17 protein-coding genes and 3 pseudogenes are annotated in these 18,303 nt (G+C 46.3%); 10 read left to right on the top strand and 10 right to left on the bottom strand.

Annotated elements, in window-relative coordinates:
* Positions 1 to 122: 122 nt before the first annotated feature.
* The 3 genes from AEA42_RS01205 to AEA42_RS01215 are packed head-to-tail and all read right to left on the bottom strand — an operon-like array spanning position 123 to position 4,340.
* Entirely contained in the window at positions 123 to 2,603 is a 2,481-nt protein-coding gene (locus AEA42_RS01205) for a DEAD/DEAH box helicase (RefSeq protein WP_197278412.1), read from the bottom strand.
* Between the two features lie 13 nt (positions 2,604 to 2,616).
* Positions 2,617 to 3,576 (bottom strand): DUF1837 domain-containing protein, encoded by a 960-nt coding sequence (locus AEA42_RS01210; RefSeq protein ID WP_055646730.1) that lies wholly within the window; start codon positions 3,574 to 3,576, stop codon positions 2,617 to 2,619.
* The gene (locus tag AEA42_RS01215) at positions 3,534 to 4,340 is read right to left on the bottom strand and encodes an NYN domain-containing protein (protein ID WP_055646731.1); all 807 of its coding nucleotides are present in this window, start codon (positions 4,338 to 4,340) and stop codon (positions 3,534 to 3,536) included. Before AEA42_RS01215 ends, AEA42_RS01210 begins: the two co-directional genes overlap by 43 nt.
* Positions 4,341 to 5,292: 952 nt before the next feature.
* Between AEA42_RS01215 and AEA42_RS01220 the strand changes: the two genes are divergently transcribed.
* The 5 genes from AEA42_RS01220 (at position 5,293) to AEA42_RS01240 (ending at position 8,109) form a co-directional block, all read left to right on the top strand.
* The gene (locus tag AEA42_RS01220; RefSeq protein ID WP_055646732.1) at positions 5,293 to 5,595 is read left to right on the top strand and encodes a cytochrome c; all 303 of its coding nucleotides are present in this window, start codon (positions 5,293 to 5,295) and stop codon (positions 5,593 to 5,595) included.
* A gap of 1 nt (position 5,596) precedes the next feature.
* On the top strand, positions 5,597 to 6,823 hold the full coding sequence (locus tag AEA42_RS01225; RefSeq protein WP_055646733.1) for a sulfite oxidase: 1,227 nt from the start codon (positions 5,597 to 5,599) through the stop codon (positions 6,821 to 6,823).
* A 26-nt stretch (positions 6,824 to 6,849) separates the two neighbouring features.
* The gene (locus AEA42_RS01230) at positions 6,850 to 7,206 is read left to right on the top strand and encodes a cytochrome C (protein WP_231640339.1); all 357 of its coding nucleotides are present in this window, start codon (positions 6,850 to 6,852) and stop codon (positions 7,204 to 7,206) included.
* Entirely contained in the window at positions 7,203 to 7,538 is a 336-nt protein-coding gene (locus AEA42_RS01235; RefSeq protein WP_055646734.1) for a c-type cytochrome, read from the top strand. The genes AEA42_RS01230 and AEA42_RS01235 overlap by 4 nt, the downstream gene beginning before the upstream one ends.
* A gap of 100 nt (positions 7,539 to 7,638) precedes the next feature.
* The gene (locus AEA42_RS01240; protein WP_231640338.1) at positions 7,639 to 8,109 is read left to right on the top strand and encodes a hypothetical protein; all 471 of its coding nucleotides are present in this window, start codon (positions 7,639 to 7,641) and stop codon (positions 8,107 to 8,109) included.
* A 140-nt stretch (positions 8,110 to 8,249) separates the two neighbouring features.
* Here AEA42_RS01240 and AEA42_RS01245 read toward each other — a convergent pair whose 3' ends face one another.
* Positions 8,250 to 10,493 (bottom strand): TonB-dependent hemoglobin/transferrin/lactoferrin family receptor, encoded by a 2,244-nt coding sequence (locus AEA42_RS01245; protein ID WP_055646735.1) that lies wholly within the window; start codon positions 10,491 to 10,493, stop codon positions 8,250 to 8,252.
* Between the two features lie 189 nt (positions 10,494 to 10,682).
* On the opposite strand from AEA42_RS01245, the gene AEA42_RS01250 reads away from it, so the two are divergent.
* On the top strand, positions 10,683 to 11,087 hold the full coding sequence (locus AEA42_RS01250) for a carboxymuconolactone decarboxylase family protein (RefSeq protein ID WP_037429985.1): 405 nt from the start codon (positions 10,683 to 10,685) through the stop codon (positions 11,085 to 11,087).
* 188 nt (positions 11,088 to 11,275) lie between these two features.
* Here AEA42_RS01250 and AEA42_RS01255 read toward each other — a convergent pair whose 3' ends face one another.
* Positions 11,276 to 11,776, bottom strand: coding sequence for a hypothetical protein (locus tag AEA42_RS01255; protein ID WP_055646736.1), 501 nt, complete (start codon positions 11,774 to 11,776; stop codon positions 11,276 to 11,278).
* Between the two features lie 185 nt (positions 11,777 to 11,961).
* Positions 11,962 to 12,213, bottom strand: a complete 252-nt coding sequence (locus AEA42_RS01260; RefSeq protein ID WP_055646737.1) for a DUF2999 family protein — start codon at positions 12,211 to 12,213, stop codon at positions 11,962 to 11,964.
* Positions 12,214 to 12,600: 387 nt separating this feature from the next.
* Between AEA42_RS01260 and AEA42_RS01265 the strand changes: the two are divergent.
* Positions 12,601 to 13,467: pseudogene (locus AEA42_RS01265) on the top strand (peroxidase family protein); the annotation flags it as partial.
* Here AEA42_RS01265 and AEA42_RS21645 read toward each other — a convergent pair.
* Positions 13,462 to 13,731: pseudogene (locus tag AEA42_RS21645) on the bottom strand (IS21 family transposase); the annotation flags it as partial. The pseudogenes AEA42_RS01265 and AEA42_RS21645 sit on opposite strands and share 6 nt — an antisense overlap.
* Positions 13,732 to 13,889: 158 nt before the next feature.
* Between AEA42_RS21645 and AEA42_RS01275 the strand changes: the two are divergent.
* Positions 13,890 to 14,951, top strand: coding sequence for an FAD-dependent monooxygenase (locus tag AEA42_RS01275; protein WP_082389596.1), 1,062 nt, complete (start codon positions 13,890 to 13,892; stop codon positions 14,949 to 14,951).
* A 129-nt stretch (positions 14,952 to 15,080) separates the two neighbouring features.
* Here AEA42_RS01275 and AEA42_RS01280 read toward each other — a convergent pair whose 3' ends face one another.
* Positions 15,081 to 15,713 (bottom strand): TetR/AcrR family transcriptional regulator, encoded by a 633-nt coding sequence (locus AEA42_RS01280; protein WP_034021350.1) that lies wholly within the window; start codon positions 15,711 to 15,713, stop codon positions 15,081 to 15,083.
* A 162-nt stretch (positions 15,714 to 15,875) separates the two neighbouring features.
* Here AEA42_RS01280 and AEA42_RS01285 point away from each other — a divergent pair, with 162 nt between their 5' ends.
* Both AEA42_RS01285 and AEA42_RS01290 read left to right on the top strand, forming a co-directional pair.
* A complete protein-coding gene (locus AEA42_RS01285; protein WP_034081111.1) occupies positions 15,876 to 16,154 on the top strand; it encodes an EF-hand domain-containing protein in 279 nt (92 codons plus the stop codon).
* A gap of 46 nt (positions 16,155 to 16,200) precedes the next feature.
* Positions 16,201 to 16,776 carry a hypothetical protein gene (locus AEA42_RS01290; RefSeq protein ID WP_055646740.1) on the top strand — a complete coding sequence of 192 codons (576 nt, stop codon included), beginning with the start codon at positions 16,201 to 16,203 and terminating at the stop codon, positions 16,774 to 16,776.
* Here AEA42_RS01290 and AEA42_RS01295 read toward each other — a convergent pair.
* Together AEA42_RS01295 and AEA42_RS01300 are read right to left on the bottom strand one after the other, a co-directional pair.
* The gene (locus tag AEA42_RS01295) at positions 16,736 to 17,269 is read right to left on the bottom strand and encodes an efflux RND transporter permease subunit (protein WP_055646741.1); all 534 of its coding nucleotides are present in this window, start codon (positions 17,267 to 17,269) and stop codon (positions 16,736 to 16,738) included. The genes AEA42_RS01290 and AEA42_RS01295 overlap by 41 nt on opposite strands.
* 249 nt (positions 17,270 to 17,518) lie before the next feature.
* Positions 17,519 to 18,022: pseudogene (locus tag AEA42_RS01300) on the bottom strand (transposase); the annotation flags it as partial.
* Positions 18,023 to 18,303: the final 281 nt, after the last annotated feature.

Below are 18,303 nucleotides of genomic sequence, written 5' to 3' on the forward strand. Positions count from 1 at the left end.
TTGGAGGGACTCAGCGGCCTGATTATCAAATCACGGAGAAAGAATTGCTGGCGGCCTGGGTATTATTCGCCAATCAGTTGCTCAAATATGGCTATGCTATGGCTGATTTATGAGGGGATCCTTCAGTGCTGGACATGCTGAAGCTCCCAATAATTTAACATTCGTCTGACTCTACCTTTATTAAACTCATTTTTCGATGAATGAAGTCTGCTGATCTTTATTGCGGTTTCCCGAGGTACCCCTCTATCTGAAAGATATCTTGCCAGAGGAGTATGTAGGCCCAATTCAATAATGGATATTATACTTGAATTTTGTCGCCCTAGATCTGCAATTGGTTTTAAAAGCATGGGCAGTCCATAGCTAACATGCTTACCCAATTTTTCTATTTCCGAATCTATCTTGTCATCAATTGATTCCTCATTGGAGCTAAATCTAGTATGTAATATTTCATTGAGTGGCTTTTCTCGTACCCAATTCTCGGCACTTTTTGCAATACCGTACATATATAAGTCATTGTCGACTTTTCCAAGATAGCGATTAAAATAATAAGGGAATTCCGAGCGCATGACTGTCATCCAATGCAAAAAACCTTGATACATGCTTGGTTCAAAAACATTTGTTGCGAGAGGCTGATGGTGAGCGTGGTATATTTGAGTTAGTTTCTCAAGGTCGACAGGATCCCAGTATCTATTAGCTAATACAAGTTCTCTTTCAACTTTTAATTTATCTAGACCATCCATCACATTTATAGCAAGATCTGGTGGTAAGTAAATTCCAACATCCTTGAGACGTGAGGTTCCTTTCTCTTTACCGTGCCTATATAGAATTTGTCTTATATGTGTAATCAGAGCTTTCGATGGTGCTCCATCAACTACATGATCTCCATATAAAATATCGTCTACGAAATCAGAATGCATTGCATAGATATCTTGATACCCGGTACGAATGTCTTTATATTCTTCTGGAAATAGTGAAGGACTGCTACTTTCCTCATTTGCTGCACTAAAAGAACCTTCATCCAAAACGATAGTTCTACCTATGAAATCAGTTAGTAGCCTTCCTGCTCTTCCTCTTAAGTTTGCAAATTCGTAAGCAGATAAGCTGATATTCTCTTGTTTTCTTTTAGTAAAAAGATTGGGATTGCGAATTATTACGTTTTTTGCAGGAAGATTAACTCCTTGCATTAATGTTGTGGTGCAAAAAAGATATTTAATATATTGTGAAGAGGTAGCATACTCTATGCTTTTTCTGACATGCATTGGAGTTTTTCCAGTATGGTATGCTACGCCAGACTTTACAATTTTTGCTAATTCATACTTAGAATGGACGGAGTCCTTTAGGTAATTAGATAAACTCTGTAATACATTGCTTTCAGATGGATTTTTATATTTTGAAAACTGTTCAGCCGATTTCCTGGCTTGTGTAGATGTTGGGGAAAAAACAACATTCACATCATCTGATAGACAAGAGATAGTCTTGTGTAGGTATTCGTTAAACTTCTGTGTGTATTGTACTTGCCCTAGTCCATTAATGTGATTAGAGTTTTCAATTACCTTTTGTAGTGGCACGTCAAAAAGAGTTGAATACAGGTTTAGTAGATAAGTTCCTTTCTTTTCGGATATTGAATAGGTAAGGCTTAATACTGGTGGGGAGTCAGTTTGCATTTCCTCAGATATCTGTCCAAAAATTCTAAAGCCTAAGCCTCCAATATTTTTGAGTCTGGGGCCACTTAGGATTATTTTGTCAACATCAGCATCATTTCGTACGTCAATCAAAACATCATACAATACTTTTGAACGGTCTTCTCCCTCATTAGCCACCTTCTCGATGTTTTGAATTTCATCCACAACAAGCATATTTAAATTGCTAACTCTTGATTCAGAGAATAATGAAATAGCTCTCTCTTGAGTCACTACATATATGAACTCATCCAATCCTTCCTCATACGAGTTTAATACATCAATGCCTATTATTTCATGCTCACGCATTAGCTTTGATATATCTGCTGTAACCTGACTAATTAAACTCAATGTTGGTACAACATAAACAAATTTGCGAGCACCTCGTTTTAGCATGTCAATTAATTTAAGATATATAAGGAATGACTTTCCGGCAGAAGTTGGAGCAGATATACCTATTAATTTATTATCCTCAATAGCTCGCCAAAGCTCTGATTGAAATCCAGTAAGCGTGTATACTTTTTTGCCAATATTAATTTGGTTTTTTCTATCATGAATTAATACTCTTAATTTGTCTATATAACTGCTTATTGGCGAATAAACACCCGCTTCTTGTAGTTGTTTGTCGAGCATCATCGCACTAGGAGAAAAGCCCATAGTTGACAAGATTGGAGTAATTATTTGTCTAAGATTATCCTTTATAGACTCTTCGGAATGCGTCCAAAGTAGTGAAATAATGCAGATGGCAATTTGTCGATTTAAATCTGAATCATCTTTATTCGAAATATCTTTGAGAAGGTTAAGAGCTGCAATGCAAAGATGGTAAGGTATATTTTTATATTCTGAATTAATTAAATTGATTTTTATTGCAAAGTTATTGAGCTCAATTTCAAGTAATTCCCTAATGATAGTTCTATCTGTCATAAGCTCATACACCTTAAAATTCATTAAGTAAGTCACTGAGTGACCAAGTTGGAAAAACTACGTAGTGAATCCGCTCTATAATCGGAGAACGAACCGATGCGTATAGGTTGTTATTCACGTTTTTCCATCGGTAAGCAAGGCACTCTTCAATATTTTCCTGAATCTCAGCTTGGCTATGTCCATCAATATTTTGAGTCTCTTCATATGCTATTAGGCAAACTAATTCAAAGCGAGGCGAAGCCAAAGTGCCATCTTTTAGCTTCCTCGCGATTTCTTGAAGGTTAGGGTCTATAAAGTCATCTAGTTGGTACAAAATCAATTCATCTTCAATGTTTTCAAAAGAAGTTACTATGCTATTAACTGAAGATTGTAAGGCTTCATTGAATTTATATTTTGATTCATAGCATTTAGACTCTCCAAGGATAAAACATTGACTTATATTGTCTTCACGATAATGAATCGCATCAGCACCATGCCTTTCTAAACCAGGATTTGTGGTTAATGACATTTTTCTTAATAGTGGAGGGGCACGGAAGAAATGTTGAATGAAATTGAATAGAAGAAGCTCTCCATATTGGCCTTGAGGACATCCCTTCCTGAACTTATGATCAGCAACTTGCATTAGGTAGGAGCAAGTGTTTTGAACATCTCCATTTCTTGCTTGCATCTCTTGAGCGAATAACTGATTATATTTTTCAGTCGAGTAAACCCAATTTAATGCCGTGCTTTTCAGCTCACGTATAAAGCTAGAGCGTCTTTCCTGTATATCAACATATTTTATTGAGACACCTCTGTGTGAGGCTCCCGCTGGGTAGCTTATGTTTTGCTGGAACCAGTAGATCTGATTCATTAAAGACTGTGTGTTTGATAGCAGATGGTCAAATTTCATAATGCAAAATCTCAAATCAATTGAGTTAATTAATCTTATTTTTACTTCCCATTTTTCTTTGCGCGTTTGATATCTCTTACCCATAGTACTGAGCCGTGGGTTTTACGCATTTCGAAGAGATCGATTGCGGCAAAGAGATCGCTGAGTTTTTTAAATCCATAGTTTCGCTGATCGAAAGAGCTGTGATTTGAGATATGAGACCCAATTGGGCCGAGTTGTGCCCAACCATCTTCCTCTTCGGTTGCTTCTATGGCCTGTCGCAACATATTGAGCAGTTTTGTGTCACTTTTTAAATTGCATTTTTGTGGTGTCGCGGTTTTGGGCTGAGCTTGCTCGGTTTTACTAACTGAGTCTGGTGTAGTTGGTGGCGGCTGAGTGACTTCTGATATCACTTCAATTTCTTCTGCGACAACTACAGGTTCTGCGTCGAGGTAGAGGAAGCGAGAGCAGCTATTTACGAAAGCGGCTGGTGCTTTACGTTCACCGAAACCAAAAACGGTTTTACCATCGGCTAAGGCTCTGGTCACAAGGGGAGTAAAGTCGCAATCCGAAGAGATTAAGCAAATGATGTCTATATCCTTTGTGTAAAGAATGTCCATAGCATCAATCACTAAAGCGATATCGCTGGCATTTTTACCCTTAGTTAAATCGAATTGTTGAATAGGCTGAATGGCATATTCATGCAGGATATCTTCCCATGGCTTTAGGTTCGGGCTTTTCCAATTCCCATAGGCCTTTCGAATACTGATGAGACCGTGTTTTGCAAGCTCAGCGAGTACCACATCAAACTTTCTGGCTGGCGCATTATCGGCATCAATAAACACCGCAATTTTTTCTTTATTCTGCATGTGGGTTCCAACGAATGTGGTTGTTTTACTCATTCATAAGCACGCTACCGCCCATGGCACTTGCTACCAGAAAGCACATAGATGATAAATTTTAATAAAAACAATAATAAAGCTATCAGCTTGTGGTTGGTGAAACCTTAAACTGAATCACAATTGGTACTGAGGGGGAGCATCTTTAAGGAGAGGTGTAGAGTGCTTGTCCTTGCCTTGTTCGCTTTGTCGAGCGGATCTTCCCTGACTCATTTTATCGCCATTTTAATCAACGAATTTATCGTTAACACTAAATAGGCATTGATTAAGTAACAGCTTAAGCATTGTTTATTAATCAAAATTTAACTTAGCGTACAGCATATGATGAACAGCGGCAATAGTGACCTGTTGCCAAGGAAAAGTTATCTCTTGGATTTTAAACGAGCCCCGATTGTTAATTTTCTAAAGATATAGAAGGAATCACTCTGCTAGTTTTGCATTAGCCCAAAATGGAACATTCATTTGTTTTTCAGTAAATCGCAGACAACACCAAAGTGACAGAAGTTCACGAGTGTCTGACGCGATAGCATAAGAACGCTTACTCCGTTAGGGGCGTCTTGGAGCATCCAAGGGCGAAGGCCAACGGCCGTTTTGAGCGCGAGATAGGGATATCGAGCTGGTAGTTTAACATGGACGTTTTTGATAGGACGAGCAGTCCTCCTTGGTCGACTCTTGATTAAAAAATCAGGGGGTGAAGCCCCACGACTTTAACTCCCCTTGGCCATAAGGCCATAAACTATCTTCTTTATCTAATCAATGGCTTGAAATTTTACTACTTACTAATACAAGTCACTTCTCTTGAGCTTTTGACTCAATTGTATTGAATGTGAACCTCGATAAGCATTGATGTAACTTAATGTTATCTGAATGGCTACGTTCAATGACAGTCGTCGTGATGAACACTAACTGAAGAGAATAATGGATGTTGCTGCGAGTGATTTATTCGGCGGGTGTGCTGATGCTTTTGTTGCCGGTGGTCACCCACGCCGATGAGAGCAATAAATTATTGAATATGTGCAAGGCCTGCCATGGCAAGTCTGGCATGAGTCGTTTTGAACATATTCCGAATATTGGATGGCAAAACTCGGATTATCTGTTGAAGCAGCTTCGAGCCTTTAAGGCTGGCACGCGCCAAGACCCCACTATGACTAAAGTCGCTCAGTTGTTGAGTGAGGCGGATATGCAGCAGATGGCGGAATACTTTTACCTCGGAAAGGATAAATAACATGGATCTTAATCGTCGAGTTTTTATAAAAGGTGCGGTAGCGACGTCGGTGTTATCCGCGCTGCCGGTTAAGTGGGTATTTGCCGATAAGCTTCCTGCTGGGGTGAGTGCTTTGGATATTTCGGCATTAACCTGGACTAAGGCTGAGGACTTACCGAGCTATTTCAAAGTATTAAACACTAACCCGCTGAATGCCTATCCGCCAGAGCATATGCTCGCGCCTTCGGTGACGCCTGCCGATGTTTCGTTTATCCGCTGGAATGGCATAGTGCCTGATTTTAAGACGCTGGATGCTAAAACCTGGACTTTTAAAGTGGATGGCGAGTCGGTTATCACCCCTAAAACCTACACCATTGATGAGTTAAAGCGCCGCTTTAAACATTACACCTTACAGTTATTGATTGAATGTGGCGGCAATAGTCGCGCGGGCTTTTTCCCGAGTACTAAGGGCAATCAGTGGAATAACTCAGCAGTATTTTGTTCCGAGTGGACAGGTGTGTTGGTGAGCGATGTGCTTAAGGATTGTGGTGTTAAAGCCGATGCGGTTTACACCGGCCACCACGGGGCTGATGTACATTTGAGCGGAAAAGGTGAGGCCATTTCCCGCGGTGTTCCTATCAAGGCGGCGCTCGAAGAGCTTGGGCTAATCGCATGGTCGATGAATGGTGAGGATATTCCTTACCTGCATGGTTATCCCCTACGTATCGTATTTGGTGGCCGGCCGGGATCGGTTTCGCAAAAAGCGGCAACGGGGATCAGTGTGCGTAATAAAGTCCACGACGGGCATAAAATGGAAGCGCCAGCGTATCAAGTACCTAAATATCCCATTGCACCCGGTGAGACGGTTGCTGAAAAAGACTATCGAATTATTGAAGAAATGATCGTGAAGTCTTTGATCACTCAACCGCAATCCGGCACTGAACTGGCTCAAGGGCAAAAACTAACGGTTGCGGGCCATGCGTGGGCAGGCGTGCGCGAAGTGGTGAAGGTGGAAGTGAGTTACGATTATGGCACCCGTTGGTTTGTCGCGGAGCTACAAAAACCGAAAAACGCCACCGCATGGCAGCAATGGAGCATTGAGTTGCAGCTGCCAACACAGGGCTATTACGAAATCTGGGCCAAAGCGACCGATAGCGAAGGTGATAGCCAACCGGTTGTACAGCCACAATGGAACCCTAAGGGATATATGTTTAATGGTTGCCACCGTATTGCCGTTAGGGTGGTGTGATGAGAGCGTATGTCAATAAGCTGATCATGTGTGGGCTGCTTTTCACTGGGGCGTCGTTCGCCACCGAGTATCCCGTGGACCCTCAATCGGGCCTTATTATGGCGCCCGGTTGGGAGTTGGTTAATTATCAATGTAATGCCTGTCACACCAGTATGATTGTTACCCAAAATCGCGGTGATAAAGCCTTTTGGAAAGAAACCTTGCAGTGGATGGTGGATACCCAAGGCTTATGGGACTTGTCGGATACGTGGGAGCCGACGTTGAGCTACCTCAGTACCTATTATGGTCAAGCTGAAATGGATATGACCCTCTTTAGGCGTTTGCCCCTTGACGCAAGCCAGTTACCACCGCCAGCTAAACCTGCCGCTAAGGGATCTCAATGAAAACGTTTATCGTCAGTTTGCTTGTCCTGTGCGGCTTATCCACAGCGGTTTATGCCGAAGGTTATCCAGCCGATATCGAGCGTGGTAAGGCGCTGGCCACGGCTCAATGTGAGTCATGCCATGGGCTGGCGATGATCGCCATGGCCAAGCAATTCCCTAATTTAAGGGGGCAAAAACCGGCTTACCTTAATAAGCAGTTAGTCGATTTCAAAGCGGGCTTACGCCTAGATCCGTTAATGCAATCACAGGTCAGTGCGTTGACTGCCGAGCAATTACAGGATGTGGCGCTGTTTTATAGTCAGCAAGAGATCCCCAACCTCAGTGCAAATTAGTGCGGCTAGCCGTTTGCTTGCTGACAAGAGTAAGTTAAGCGGTTAGCATCATTGCCATCGGCTTATAGCGACGACACGGCTGGAAATGGCGTTGATAGGAATGGCATTGATAAATCGCAGAAAAATAGCATCTCTTATTGGCGTGCTGGTGTTATTGCCAGCATGGGGATATGCCCAGCAAGCTGAGGTGAGCGAAGCTAATCACTGTCAGCCTGTCAGCGGCTCTGAACAACATTCAGGTCAGTGTGAGCACCGCGCGGATAATACCGCCTACGATAAATTTGATGGCGTGGTATACCGTGGCGTCATCAATACTAAGCCCGTCACGCTGGAAATTATTGGTCAAGGCAACCAATATCGAATGACCGTTGATGGCTTGGTAACATTTGGGGAGTTGAATACCGAGCGCGGCTTTGAGCAGGATGAAAACGCTTCGCTCTTTATCCTTAACTGGCAACAGCCTGAAGCAGAACAGATAAAGTTTGTTAAATTATCCAAAGACCATTCAGTACTGGTGCGGGTTGATGCCAATGGCCAGCTCGATAACACCGCAACCCTGCATACGCGATAAAATGAGTCATTGTTGTTGCGAGCGCTTGATTACACATCAGGGGATGAAGCCGCGATTTTGATTGAGTGTATGGCTCAGAGAGATTGCTAAACATTCCCCGGTAAACACCGGGGAATGTTTAGCAAGTACAACCGCTTGAATTAAAACTGATAATTCACACTTAGGTTGAAATAACGCCCTGGTTGGGTGAAATCATCCTTTTGCAAGTTCATGGTGCTATTGAGTAAGAACACGGATTGGCCAGCCACATCGGCGTAGTCAACATATTCCTTATCAAACAGGTTATACACCCCAGCACGCAGATGCAGATTGTCGGTAACGTGCAGGCCCATGGTTAAGTCAAACACGGCGTAACCGGCGGTGTTGTAGACTTCGTTAAAGCTTTCTTTAGGAATACATTGGCCCATTACGCAAATATCATCGATGGTCAGGTTGATATCGTGGGTGCGGTCCATCTTATCGGCCCAGCGTACTACTGCGCCAATATCGGTTTCCATTCCACCAATATCGCTATACCAATTCACCCCTAGGTTGCCTTTTAGCGGGCTAACGCTGTTAAGGTATTGACCGTTTTCATCGGTTCCATGGGTATAAGCGATATTGCCCCATAGCTCGATAGAATCTGTCAGCCAATGGTTGGCTTGGGCCTCTGCGCCATAGAGTGTCACTTGATCGCGGTTGAAGTACTGGTATTTGAACTCCATGGGCTGCATCACCGGACCAAACACTGGCGGTTTAAAGCTGACATATTGCCAATCAATAAAGTCGACCGCGTGGGTGTAGAAGGTGGTGAGCTCATATTGAGTATCTGCATGATTGCCGCGGATACCCAGTTCCCAGGTGTGGGATTGCTCAGACTTTAAGTCATAGTTGGCTTGAATGATCACATCAGTCATCGAGCCGCCATCGACCTCTAACTCACCCCATTTTTGATCGGGCGTAGGCATTTTATAGCCATAGGCATATTGGGCGTAGGCACTCACTGTGTCGGTAAGTTTATAAACGAGCCCCACTTTGGGTGACCAAAAGGTGTCGCTCATTACCGCAAAGTCGGCTGGATCTTTACCTGCTTCCATCGCTTGTTGTTGGTCGGGGCTGTTACGGAAATAGTCATAACGTAGGCCGCCAATCAGGTTTAAATCACCATTTAACAGGGTGATATCGTCCTGCAAAAATAGCCCTAAACGGTTGCTATCGGTATCGGCAAAGGTAAAGGGGGTTTCGGTTTGCCAATCACCGCCGCTGCTAGCGATATTGTTGTTGCGATGGCGCATCATTTTGGACCATTCATAGTCCATCCCATAGGTGAGCTGATGGCCGTATCCCTCAGCGCCTAGGTATTTGCTAAAGGTACTGGTTAATCCAAGCCGTTGATCTTTAAATTTATAGTCGCGATATTCGGTAAGTGGGCGATCTAGTTTGAGTAAATCAAAATAATCACGGTGTTCGAGTTGCTCCGTTTGGCCAAAATAGGCGGTAACGGTCAAATCATCGTGTAAATACGTGGCTTTATCGGAGCGCAGTTGTAAGGCACCGTTGATCACTTGGGTATCGCGATCGGTATCAATCCGCTCCTGCAGTACTTGGGCACGATTGAGCTTATCTTCCCAGCGTTCTAGCGTTTGCTCTAGGTAGTCGAGGGTGAGCTGCACCGTGGTGTGCTCATTAAAACGGTATTTACTCTTGAATAGCAGGCTGTCTTGTAACAGATCGCTTTCAGGCTGAGTATCAAAGTAGTTAGGTAACTCTTCGCCTTTGCGGTGCTGATAGGTGAGCAAATTCTCAAAATCGCTATAGGCCGCTGCGCTGGTAAAACCGCCGGAGTATTCGTTATTGATGCCTGTGTAACCCGCATTGAGCGACACATAATAATCTTCGCCCCGCAGGTAGTCGCTGGCATCTTTGGTGCGCATCACTACCACGCCACCGAGGGCGTCTGAGCCGTACATAGTGGATGCAGCGGCTTTAACTACTTCAATTTGCTTAAGACTTTGCACTTCAGTTAAACCGCGGCCTGTGCCTTCAGCACCAGGGCCTAACGGCGAAGCATACTGGTTATTTACCCGTACACCATCTTTTACCATCATGACTCGGTTGCCGCCGATACCGCGAATGGTTACTGAGGTCGGTTTGCCTGCTCCGCCCTTGATATCGACAGCCGATTCGTTACGGAACAGGCTACCAAAGTCATTGCTCATATTACGTTCGATGGCTTGTTCATCTATCACCAAAATAGAGCCTGCCACCTGTTCAATTTTTTGTTCCATACGGGAACCTGAGACCACAATCACTTCTTGAATAAGTGGTTTAGATTGTTCGTCTGCCCAAGCGGGCAATGCACTTGCGACGGCAAGGGCACATAGACTGAGCGGCAATGGTTTCATCAATCACCTTTTTATAAATGAGAATTGTTCTTACCTTGAATATGCGCGATAGCTTATATGGAATTTACCTTGAGGTCAGGTTTTAATTGCCATAATGTGATCGATGCAAAGCCTGTGAATGATGTTTTTAAAGGGAATTATCTATTGAGCCAGTTAACTTGTCAGAGTGTAGAGTAAAAGGATTGTCAGATGAACGAAGAGCAATATGAAAAAGGGCTTAAGGTGCGCCGTGCTGTGATGGGTGACAGTTTTGTCGATAAGGCCCTTAGCAGCGCAACGGATTTTACCCAGCCATTACAGGCGTTAGTGACTGCCAATTGTTGGGGTGAAGTGTGGTCCCGCGAGGGATTACCGCTGCAAACGCGCAGTTTAATCACCATCGCAACCTTAGCGGCACTAAAAGCGCCAGCTGAGTTAAAAGGCCATGTTCGCGGTGCCTTGCGAAATGGTTGCACAGTTGCAGAAATACAAGAAGTACTCTTACATTCAACCGTTTATTGCGGTATGCCGTCGGGCATTGAAGCCTTTAGAGCGGCAAAGGAAGTAATTGAAGAGTGGCAAGCTGAACAGGCCAAGGTGTCGGAGCAGTCTTAATGTTAGACCCGTGTGGCATGTATCCTTTGAGCCATCGGATGTGGCACACATCACCTGATGTGTGCGTACTTAGGATACCTTGCCAGAACGAGGGGATGCTACTCGCTCGATGTTCAATGTTCGATGTTCAATAAGTGTGGCCTGAGTTTTTGCCTGTAGCTTGCGGCTCACACTCAGGCCAAGGCTTGTTATAGCCGCGGATCGGCCGATTGACTCTCTACTTGGCCAATAACAGTGATATCACTCAAGTTTGATAGTTTGCCCCACTGCTGAATGGTCATCATGCCGATGATTTCCTGGGCGGTGAAACTTAAACGTATGCCGTCTTTGCGGTATTCCTGCGGCAGATTTTTAGGCAATATTTTTTGGCCGTTATCGGCGATAATTCCCCAAAAACCCCCTTCTAAATTGAGATATCTTACAGTGCCTTGTAGCATCATACCTTCTCCTTTAGGTGAAATACTTGGCTTGTTAACACCTTGTTTAGCCGCTTGTTGTTGCTGACTTTCGCGCTTATCCATATTGACCGGATTAATCTCTGCGGTGCTTGCTTGAGGCGTGCTTGTTTGTGAAGTGGTTTGCGCAGCGGGTTTGTCCATACCCTGCGCATGTTGCGCTTGAGTTTGCTTTTGACAACCCAACAACAGTGCGGGCAACAGTAGTGCAAATAGACGAATAGGTGGGCGCATCTTGATTCCTTTCAATCACTTTTGGTTATGATGGCGTGTTGCAACACTCTAGCAAATATTGTCCGCGAGGGGCGATAAGGTTTTTATATCTTTATGTAGCAGTGTGAAAGGGTAGAGATAACAATTTGAATAAAAAGGCAAAGCCAATGATGCTTTGCCTTTATAAGCCGATTGGCTGGGATAAATTACTTTTGTAGTTGCGCTTTAGCGGCTTCAACCTTGGCGAAATCTAAACCCAGCTCGAGTACCGCTTCTTTAATCACGGCAGGATTTTGCATTACCTGAGCCATCAGTTGTTGCAGTTTTTCAGGCGGAATACCGAGCTGGCCAATAATGCCCATCGCCATCAGGGGATTATCGGTTAATGCTTGAAAAAGCTCGTTAATTTTTGCATCAGTGACATTGTGTTCTTTTAAGATGGCAATAATCGGATTCATTGCAATACCTTATCAACGTTAACGGAAAACGGCCGCTATGCTATCACAGATAGCTAAACCTTTTGGATGAACAATTTTATACCATAGTCATTCCCTATAAGTTGACTACTAATACAGTATGGATTTCGGTAAGTGGCAACTTTCTTAATGCTTTCATAAATTAACCATCGTTAATCTATTTTCGCGATTCCATTCATCGGTATTAATCGTTTCAATTACTTAGAAGCCTGTCATTAGACTGCAATCTCGGTTGTGTTAACGGCATATGACAATTTTGCCTTGGAGTAACACAACGATAAGGATTGCTGTATGCCGTTAAACAGCAAGCGGATGGCCCATTGTTAATACAAATCAATGGGCCGAACAGGACGAAACTAGGTAACTATCATGAAAATAAACACCCTTCCTACGCTATCGGCGTTAACTTTGGCTATGTCTCTCGCATTGGGGGCGGGAACGGTCACTGCGCAAGAGCAAGTCACAGGTAATCAATTTTGGTGGCCTGAAAAATTAAATCTCAGTCCATTACGTCAAAATGCGATTGAATCCAATCCCTATGGCAGTGATTATCACTATGCCGAAGCCTTTAAAACCTTAGATCTCGATGCGGTAAAAAAAGATATCAAAGCCTTGATGACCGAGTCTCAAGACTGGTGGCCCGCTGATTATGGTCACTATGGACCTTTCTTTATTCGTATGGCGTGGCATAGCGCGGGCGTATACCGGATTTTTGATGGCCGCGGTGGTGCTGCGGGTGGCCAACAACGTTTTGAGCCCTTAAATAGCTGGCCGGATAACGTGAGTTTAGATAAGGCTCGCCGTCTGTTGTGGCCCATCAAGCAAAAATACGGCAGCAAGCTGTCTTGGGGCGACTTGATGGTGCTAACGGGTAACGTGGCATTAGAGTCGATGGGCTTTAAAACCTTTGGTTTTGCGGGTGGTCGTGAAGACGACTGGGAAGCCGAAATGGTCAATTGGGGCTCAGAAAAAGCGTGGCTCGATAGTAAAAGACGCAACGAAAAGGGCGAATTGGCTAAACCTATGGGCGCGACCCAAATGGGCTTAATTTACGTTAACCCAGAAGGCCCGAACGGAGTGCCCGATCCCTTAGCTTCGGCAAAAGAAATCCGCGATACCTTTGGCCGTATGGCGATGAATGACGAAGAAACCGTTGCCTTAATCGCCGGTGGTCACACCTTTGGTAAGGCGCACGGCGCGCACGATCCCGCAAAATGCGTGGGGGCCGATCCGGCGCAGTTCGGCATGCACCCATGCCCAATCGGGTAAAGGCCGCTTCTCACTGGCAACCGCCGGGGCCGGCGGGAACAGTTGCTGCTCCAACTCGGCATCGGACAACGAACAGGGCCAACTGAGACCGCTGGCGGCAAAACGACAGAGGTAATCACCGGCACTGCTGTGGCCAGTACCCAGGCTGCGGGCGATCTTGCGCACGGACAGGCCGCAGTCGAACTTGAGGCGCAACACCTCTCGGATTTTACGCATGGATAAACGCTCCACGACGACCTCTCTGCTTCGAAAAAGAGGTCGATGGTAGTGAAGAAATCCTGCGTAGCTGCCTGCCTGAAAAGTGTCCGGATGGCCGTGAAATCGGTGTCCGGATGCTTGTGGAATGAGTGTCCGGATCAGCGTGGAATCACTGTCCGGATGCGCGTGGAATGGGTGTCCGAGTCAGCGTGGAATCCGCACGGATGGGCATGAAAGTAACTCTAGTTGAGCGGTCGCCGTGCATGCGCACTAGCGGGAATCCTGTAGATGTGCGCGGCGAAGCATTCGCCACGGCAGAACGGCTAGGAATCGTTCCAAGCTTGCGCGCAGTCGCTACTCGCGTGGAGCGATTTGCCTTTATTGATGCGCGAGGACGAACGCGCGCCGAAATCAACAGTCGAGCCCCAGGCAGCAGCCGTGAAGTAGAAGTGCCGCGCGCCGATCTAGCAACAGCTCTACTGAACGCATTGCCAGACGACGTGGAGGTCCGATTTGCCGACACAATAGTCCGAATCGACCAAGATGAAACCGGCGTAAACGTAACGTCTGCCAGAGGCATAGACCAGCACGTCGATCTATTGATTGGCTGCGATGGTCTTCATTCTTCCGTGCGCGCGCTCGCACTTGATGGCAACGAGCGTCATATTCAAGCGTTGGGCCTCTATGTCGCCAGCGTCCACACAACCGAAATAGCCAACGATCCCACCCGCGTACTCATCTATAACGAGCCAGATCGTGCACTCGTCGTACACCCTGCCCTAGGGTCTGCATTAGCGATGTTCCTGTTCCGCAGTGGAGCAAGGGTAGGACACACCGATGTCGATGCGCAGCGCATGCTGCTGCAGGACTGCTATGCCGGTGGACGGTGGAGAACCGAGGAGCTGCTCAAAGCTTATGCAGATACCGAGGATGTCTACTTCGACGCAGTATGTCGCGTGAGCCTGCCCCGTTGGCGAGACCGAAGAGTCGCACTCCTGGGCGATGCCGCGTCATGCGCTTCGCTATTCGGCAACGGGTCTAGCCTGGCGATGCTGGGCGCGGAGACGCTGGCCGACGCACTGGATAGAAATCGCGGCGCCCCCACTACAGCCCTGGCACTGTATGAGGCCCAACATCGTTCACGTGTAGATCCCTATATCCGCCGCATGGGAATGACAGGGCGGTTCATGGTCCCCAGAACCAGAGCTGGCATCCAACTGCGCAACTTCGCGCTGCAGCTGGTAGGACGGTAGGTGGAAATAAAAATATGGATGCCACGCTGAGCACGACCTTGCTTTGGGCTACTCGTTTCACATTTTTAGGGACCTCGCTGGCATTGTTTTTCATGTATCGACTCGCAGCCGCAGCGCTGCAGTAGAACATCAACACCTCACCCGTAATCCGTTGATCACCAACTCAAGGTGGGCTTCGATGAACTTTCTTGGGTCAATGGGCCTACGCCCTGCAAAACGCAACTGCCCAAAGGTCAACACCAGGATAGGGCTCATCACTAACTGCGGAAAGTCAGCCAACGCCGAATCAGTGAACTCACCTGCAGCGATGCCATTGGTGACAATTCGTTTGATAGCGGCCACGCCCGGGCCAATGAAATGATCGTGATGCTTTTCAGTCAACTCCGGGAAGCGGGGCGCCTCAGCAATGAGAAGTCGAACCATTTCGCGACCTTCCGGGTGCTTGGCCAACATGCCATAGACGGAAAGAATGAAATTCTTCAACTGGTCGACATAGGTTCCCCGCGTATCGAGCGGAATGGATGCAATATCGCTCGCTATGGCTGCCGAAACGCTTACCATGACCTCCTCGAACAACCGCTCTTTGGTCTCGAAATAGAAGTACACCGTACCCTTGGTGACACCAATGCGCTTGGCGATGTCCTCGACTCGTCCGGCGATGAAACCCTTGTCGACGAATTCGGCGAACGCCGCCCGCAGGATCTCGCCTGGACGCTCTGCCTTCTTCTGGGCCCGAATTCCTTGTGGTTTTTCTGTCGGCATGAAGGAGTCCCGTGTGTCTATGAGTGATGTTACAGTCTAGCGCATTCGTTCATTGACTGTCCAGTAAGTCAATGGCACAATGAGGCTGTCCTCTCGATGCAACGGAACCGCCGCTGCGTCTGCGGGAGACGCCCCAACCACTTGGAACATGGAGAAATTTCGATGCGCACACTGATCACTATTGGACTGCTGGTTGTCTCCGGCATGGCCGCCGCCCAACCTCAGATGGGCGGCGGCGCCATGCGTGGCCGCATGGCAAACGTACTGGAAAGCAGGTTCCAGCAGGCCGACGCCAACCACGACGGAAAGTTGACAAAGGAAGAGGCCACTAAGGGCATGCCTCGCGTGGCCCAGCATTTCGCTGAGATAGATACAGATGGAAAAGGTTACGTGACGCTGGATCAACTCAAGACGTTCATGGCGCAATCTCAAGGCCAGTGATCCTCAGATCCCCGCAACATCTTCTCCAATCAAGAGCCTGAAGATCATGAGCCTCATAACATGGAATGGACTAAAGCCGCCGCCATCGGAAAATGTCAGCAACTCCTATTCCGGGGTGCGGTACCTTTTCCGTGAGATATGGAACCACCTTCCCGTTTGGTTGGGTGTATTCAATCTATTGAGCATGGCATTCATGGCGATGGCATTTTTTACGCCATCTCGTACCGTTTATGTACTTGCCGCTGGATTCCCGCTCTTCTGGACAACGCTGTACTTCTACGCTCGCTTCTCGACTGATGCAGTACGTACGAAAACAGCGGGAATTCGCACGCTGAAGATCATATTGGCCTGTCTTGCGTTGTTGCTCGTCATCGCTGGATTCGTTCGGCCGATGGTGGGCAACAACGTAGTGACCCCCATTGCCGATTTCTATCCAGGCGCCCAGGTTCAACTCGATGCAGCCCATTCAATCGTGGGTAGTGACGGAAACCCGATCTTGGATGCAACGGGCATTGCGTTGCAGCAAAGCCGGCCGATGATCGCACCCGACGGTAGGCAGTACAAAGTTGAAGGCAAGCTACTCATCGATGTGCCCAAGAAGCGTGCGCTTGCGACCTACTGACGAAGCAAACAACCATCACAACAAGCAGCGCGACGAAAAATTTGACCATGAATTCATCGACAGCCGATGCGATGTTCACAGACTGATCGGTAACCTTCACAAGAGCCATACCCAACGGCATGTTCTCGTTGATCTTGGCCGTCTCGGCGTCGAGTGCCTTGCCTAGATCCAGTCCATTCCACCCTTCGCGCATCACGACGTCGAGCAGAAGGGCCTCTTCACCGTTGTTACGAATCAGGAAAGTCGCCGGGTCTTCATAGCCGCGTTCTACCGTTGCAATATCTGATAGCTTGAGCGTACGCCCCTGCACCACAATCGGCGTATTTCGGATCTTCTCCAGCTTGTCGAATGCACCGTCCAGACGCAGGAAAACCTGCGGCCCCTTCGTCTCAATCGATCCAGCAGACGTAAGGACGTTCTGGTTGTTCAGGGCGGAGAAGATGTCTTGCGGAGATACCCCGAGCGTTGCGAGGCGATCGTGAGAGAAGGACACAAAGATCCGTTCAAGAAATAAATCGAGCCACCCATTTTAAATCAACAACATAATGCACTTTCCGTTTACCTACAACTTGAAAAGTTAATATTGTTCAAAAAAGAACCATCAAAAGTCACAGGGATAGCATCTGAGGTAATAGATTGAGCTAATTCATTAAAAAATGGTTTATTTCAGACGAGGTAAGTCATCCCATAGTGCTTGGGAAGTTTTAGGCAATGATTGTTGTCGAAGGGATATAAGCAGTTGTCAGTCACTGTAAAAGTGCTGGCAGCTTGCGGCAAAGTGCCGTCGTCGCTTTTCTAAGTGTTCGCAGTAATCGGTCAGCTTTTGCAATGTGCCTACAGGGCCATGAAATAACTTGCCAAATTCGGTTGTCAACTTGAGCCAATTGTCATGGGGGATATTTAATCTGTTCAGTATCTTGGCACTACTTTCACTGATGTATCCACGTTTATCATTGCGAATAATTCGGCCGGTATCATCCACCAATTGAAGGTAATCCATTAATGAAAACGCAATGCTATTGGGTTGGTTGTCGCACTCGCTACCGATAAAAGGTAGAAGATTGCTGGGCTGCTCACCTTTTAATGCGGCCCGAATACGTAGTTGAATACTGGTATGGTCGGATTGTTCTGGTGTATCAGCGAGTTGTGCTCTGATGGGATTTAAATCGACGTAAGTCATACAAGCTAGCACAGCGGCTTCATCGAGTAGGGCTTGGGATTTAAACCGCCCTTCCCAGAACCTACCTGCAAATAAATCGAGCCACCCATTTTAAATCAATAACATAATGCACTTTCCGTTTACCTACAACTTGTAAAGTTAATATTGTTCAAAAAAGAACCATCAAAAGTCACAGGGATAGCATCTGAGGTAATAAATTGAGCTAATTCCTTAAAAAATAGTGTATTTCAGACGAGGTAAGTCATCCCATAGTGCTTGGGAAGTTTTAGGCAATGATTGTTGTCGAAGGGATATAAGCAGTTGTCAGTCACTGTAAAAGTGCTGGCAGCTTGCGACAAAGTGCCGTC

It is taken from the genome of Shewanella sp. Sh95 (assembly GCF_001308045.1).
Classification (GTDB): Bacteria; Pseudomonadota; Gammaproteobacteria; order Enterobacterales; family Shewanellaceae; genus Shewanella; species Shewanella xiamenensis.

Bases quoted from the DNA above. Each gene is read 5' to 3' on its own strand.
- AEA42_RS01240 (WP_231640338.1), top strand. From the start codon at position 7,639: ATGGCATTGATAAATCGCAGAAAAATAGCATCTCTTATTGGCGTGCTG.
- AEA42_RS01230 (WP_231640339.1), top strand. From the start codon at position 6,850: ATGTGTGGGCTGCTTTTCACTGGGGCGTCGTTCGCCACCGAGTATCCC.
- AEA42_RS01215 (WP_055646731.1), bottom strand. From the start codon at position 4,340: ATGCAGAATAAAGAAAAAATTGCGGTGTTTATTGATGCCGATAATGCG.
- AEA42_RS01255 (WP_055646736.1), bottom strand. From the start codon at position 11,776: ATGCGCCCACCTATTCGTCTATTTGCACTACTGTTGCCCGCACTGTTG.
- AEA42_RS01210 (WP_055646730.1), bottom strand. From the start codon at position 3,576: ATGGGTAAGAGATATCAAACGCGCAAAGAAAAATGGGAAGTAAAAATA.
- AEA42_RS01260 (WP_055646737.1), bottom strand. From the start codon at position 12,213: ATGAATCCGATTATTGCCATCTTAAAAGAACACAATGTCACTGATGCA.
- AEA42_RS01285 (WP_034081111.1), top strand. From the start codon at position 15,876: ATGCGCACACTGATCACTATTGGACTGCTGGTTGTCTCCGGCATGGCC.
- AEA42_RS01235 (WP_055646734.1), top strand. From the start codon at position 7,203: ATGAAAACGTTTATCGTCAGTTTGCTTGTCCTGTGCGGCTTATCCACA.
- AEA42_RS01290 (WP_055646740.1), top strand. From the start codon at position 16,201: ATGAGCCTCATAACATGGAATGGACTAAAGCCGCCGCCATCGGAAAAT.
- AEA42_RS01280 (WP_034021350.1), bottom strand. From the start codon at position 15,713: ATGCCGACAGAAAAACCACAAGGAATTCGGGCCCAGAAGAAGGCAGAG.
- AEA42_RS01220 (WP_055646732.1), top strand. From the start codon at position 5,293: ATGTTGCTGCGAGTGATTTATTCGGCGGGTGTGCTGATGCTTTTGTTG.
- AEA42_RS01250 (WP_037429985.1), top strand. From the start codon at position 10,683: ATGAACGAAGAGCAATATGAAAAAGGGCTTAAGGTGCGCCGTGCTGTG.
- AEA42_RS01245 (WP_055646735.1), bottom strand. From the start codon at position 10,493: ATGAAACCATTGCCGCTCAGTCTATGTGCCCTTGCCGTCGCAAGTGCA.
- AEA42_RS01205 (WP_197278412.1), bottom strand. From the start codon at position 2,603: ATGACAGATAGAACTATCATTAGGGAATTACTTGAAATTGAGCTCAAT.
- AEA42_RS01225 (WP_055646733.1), top strand. From the start codon at position 5,597: ATGGATCTTAATCGTCGAGTTTTTATAAAAGGTGCGGTAGCGACGTCG.
- AEA42_RS01275 (WP_082389596.1), top strand. From the start codon at position 13,890: ATGGGTGTCCGAGTCAGCGTGGAATCCGCACGGATGGGCATGAAAGTA.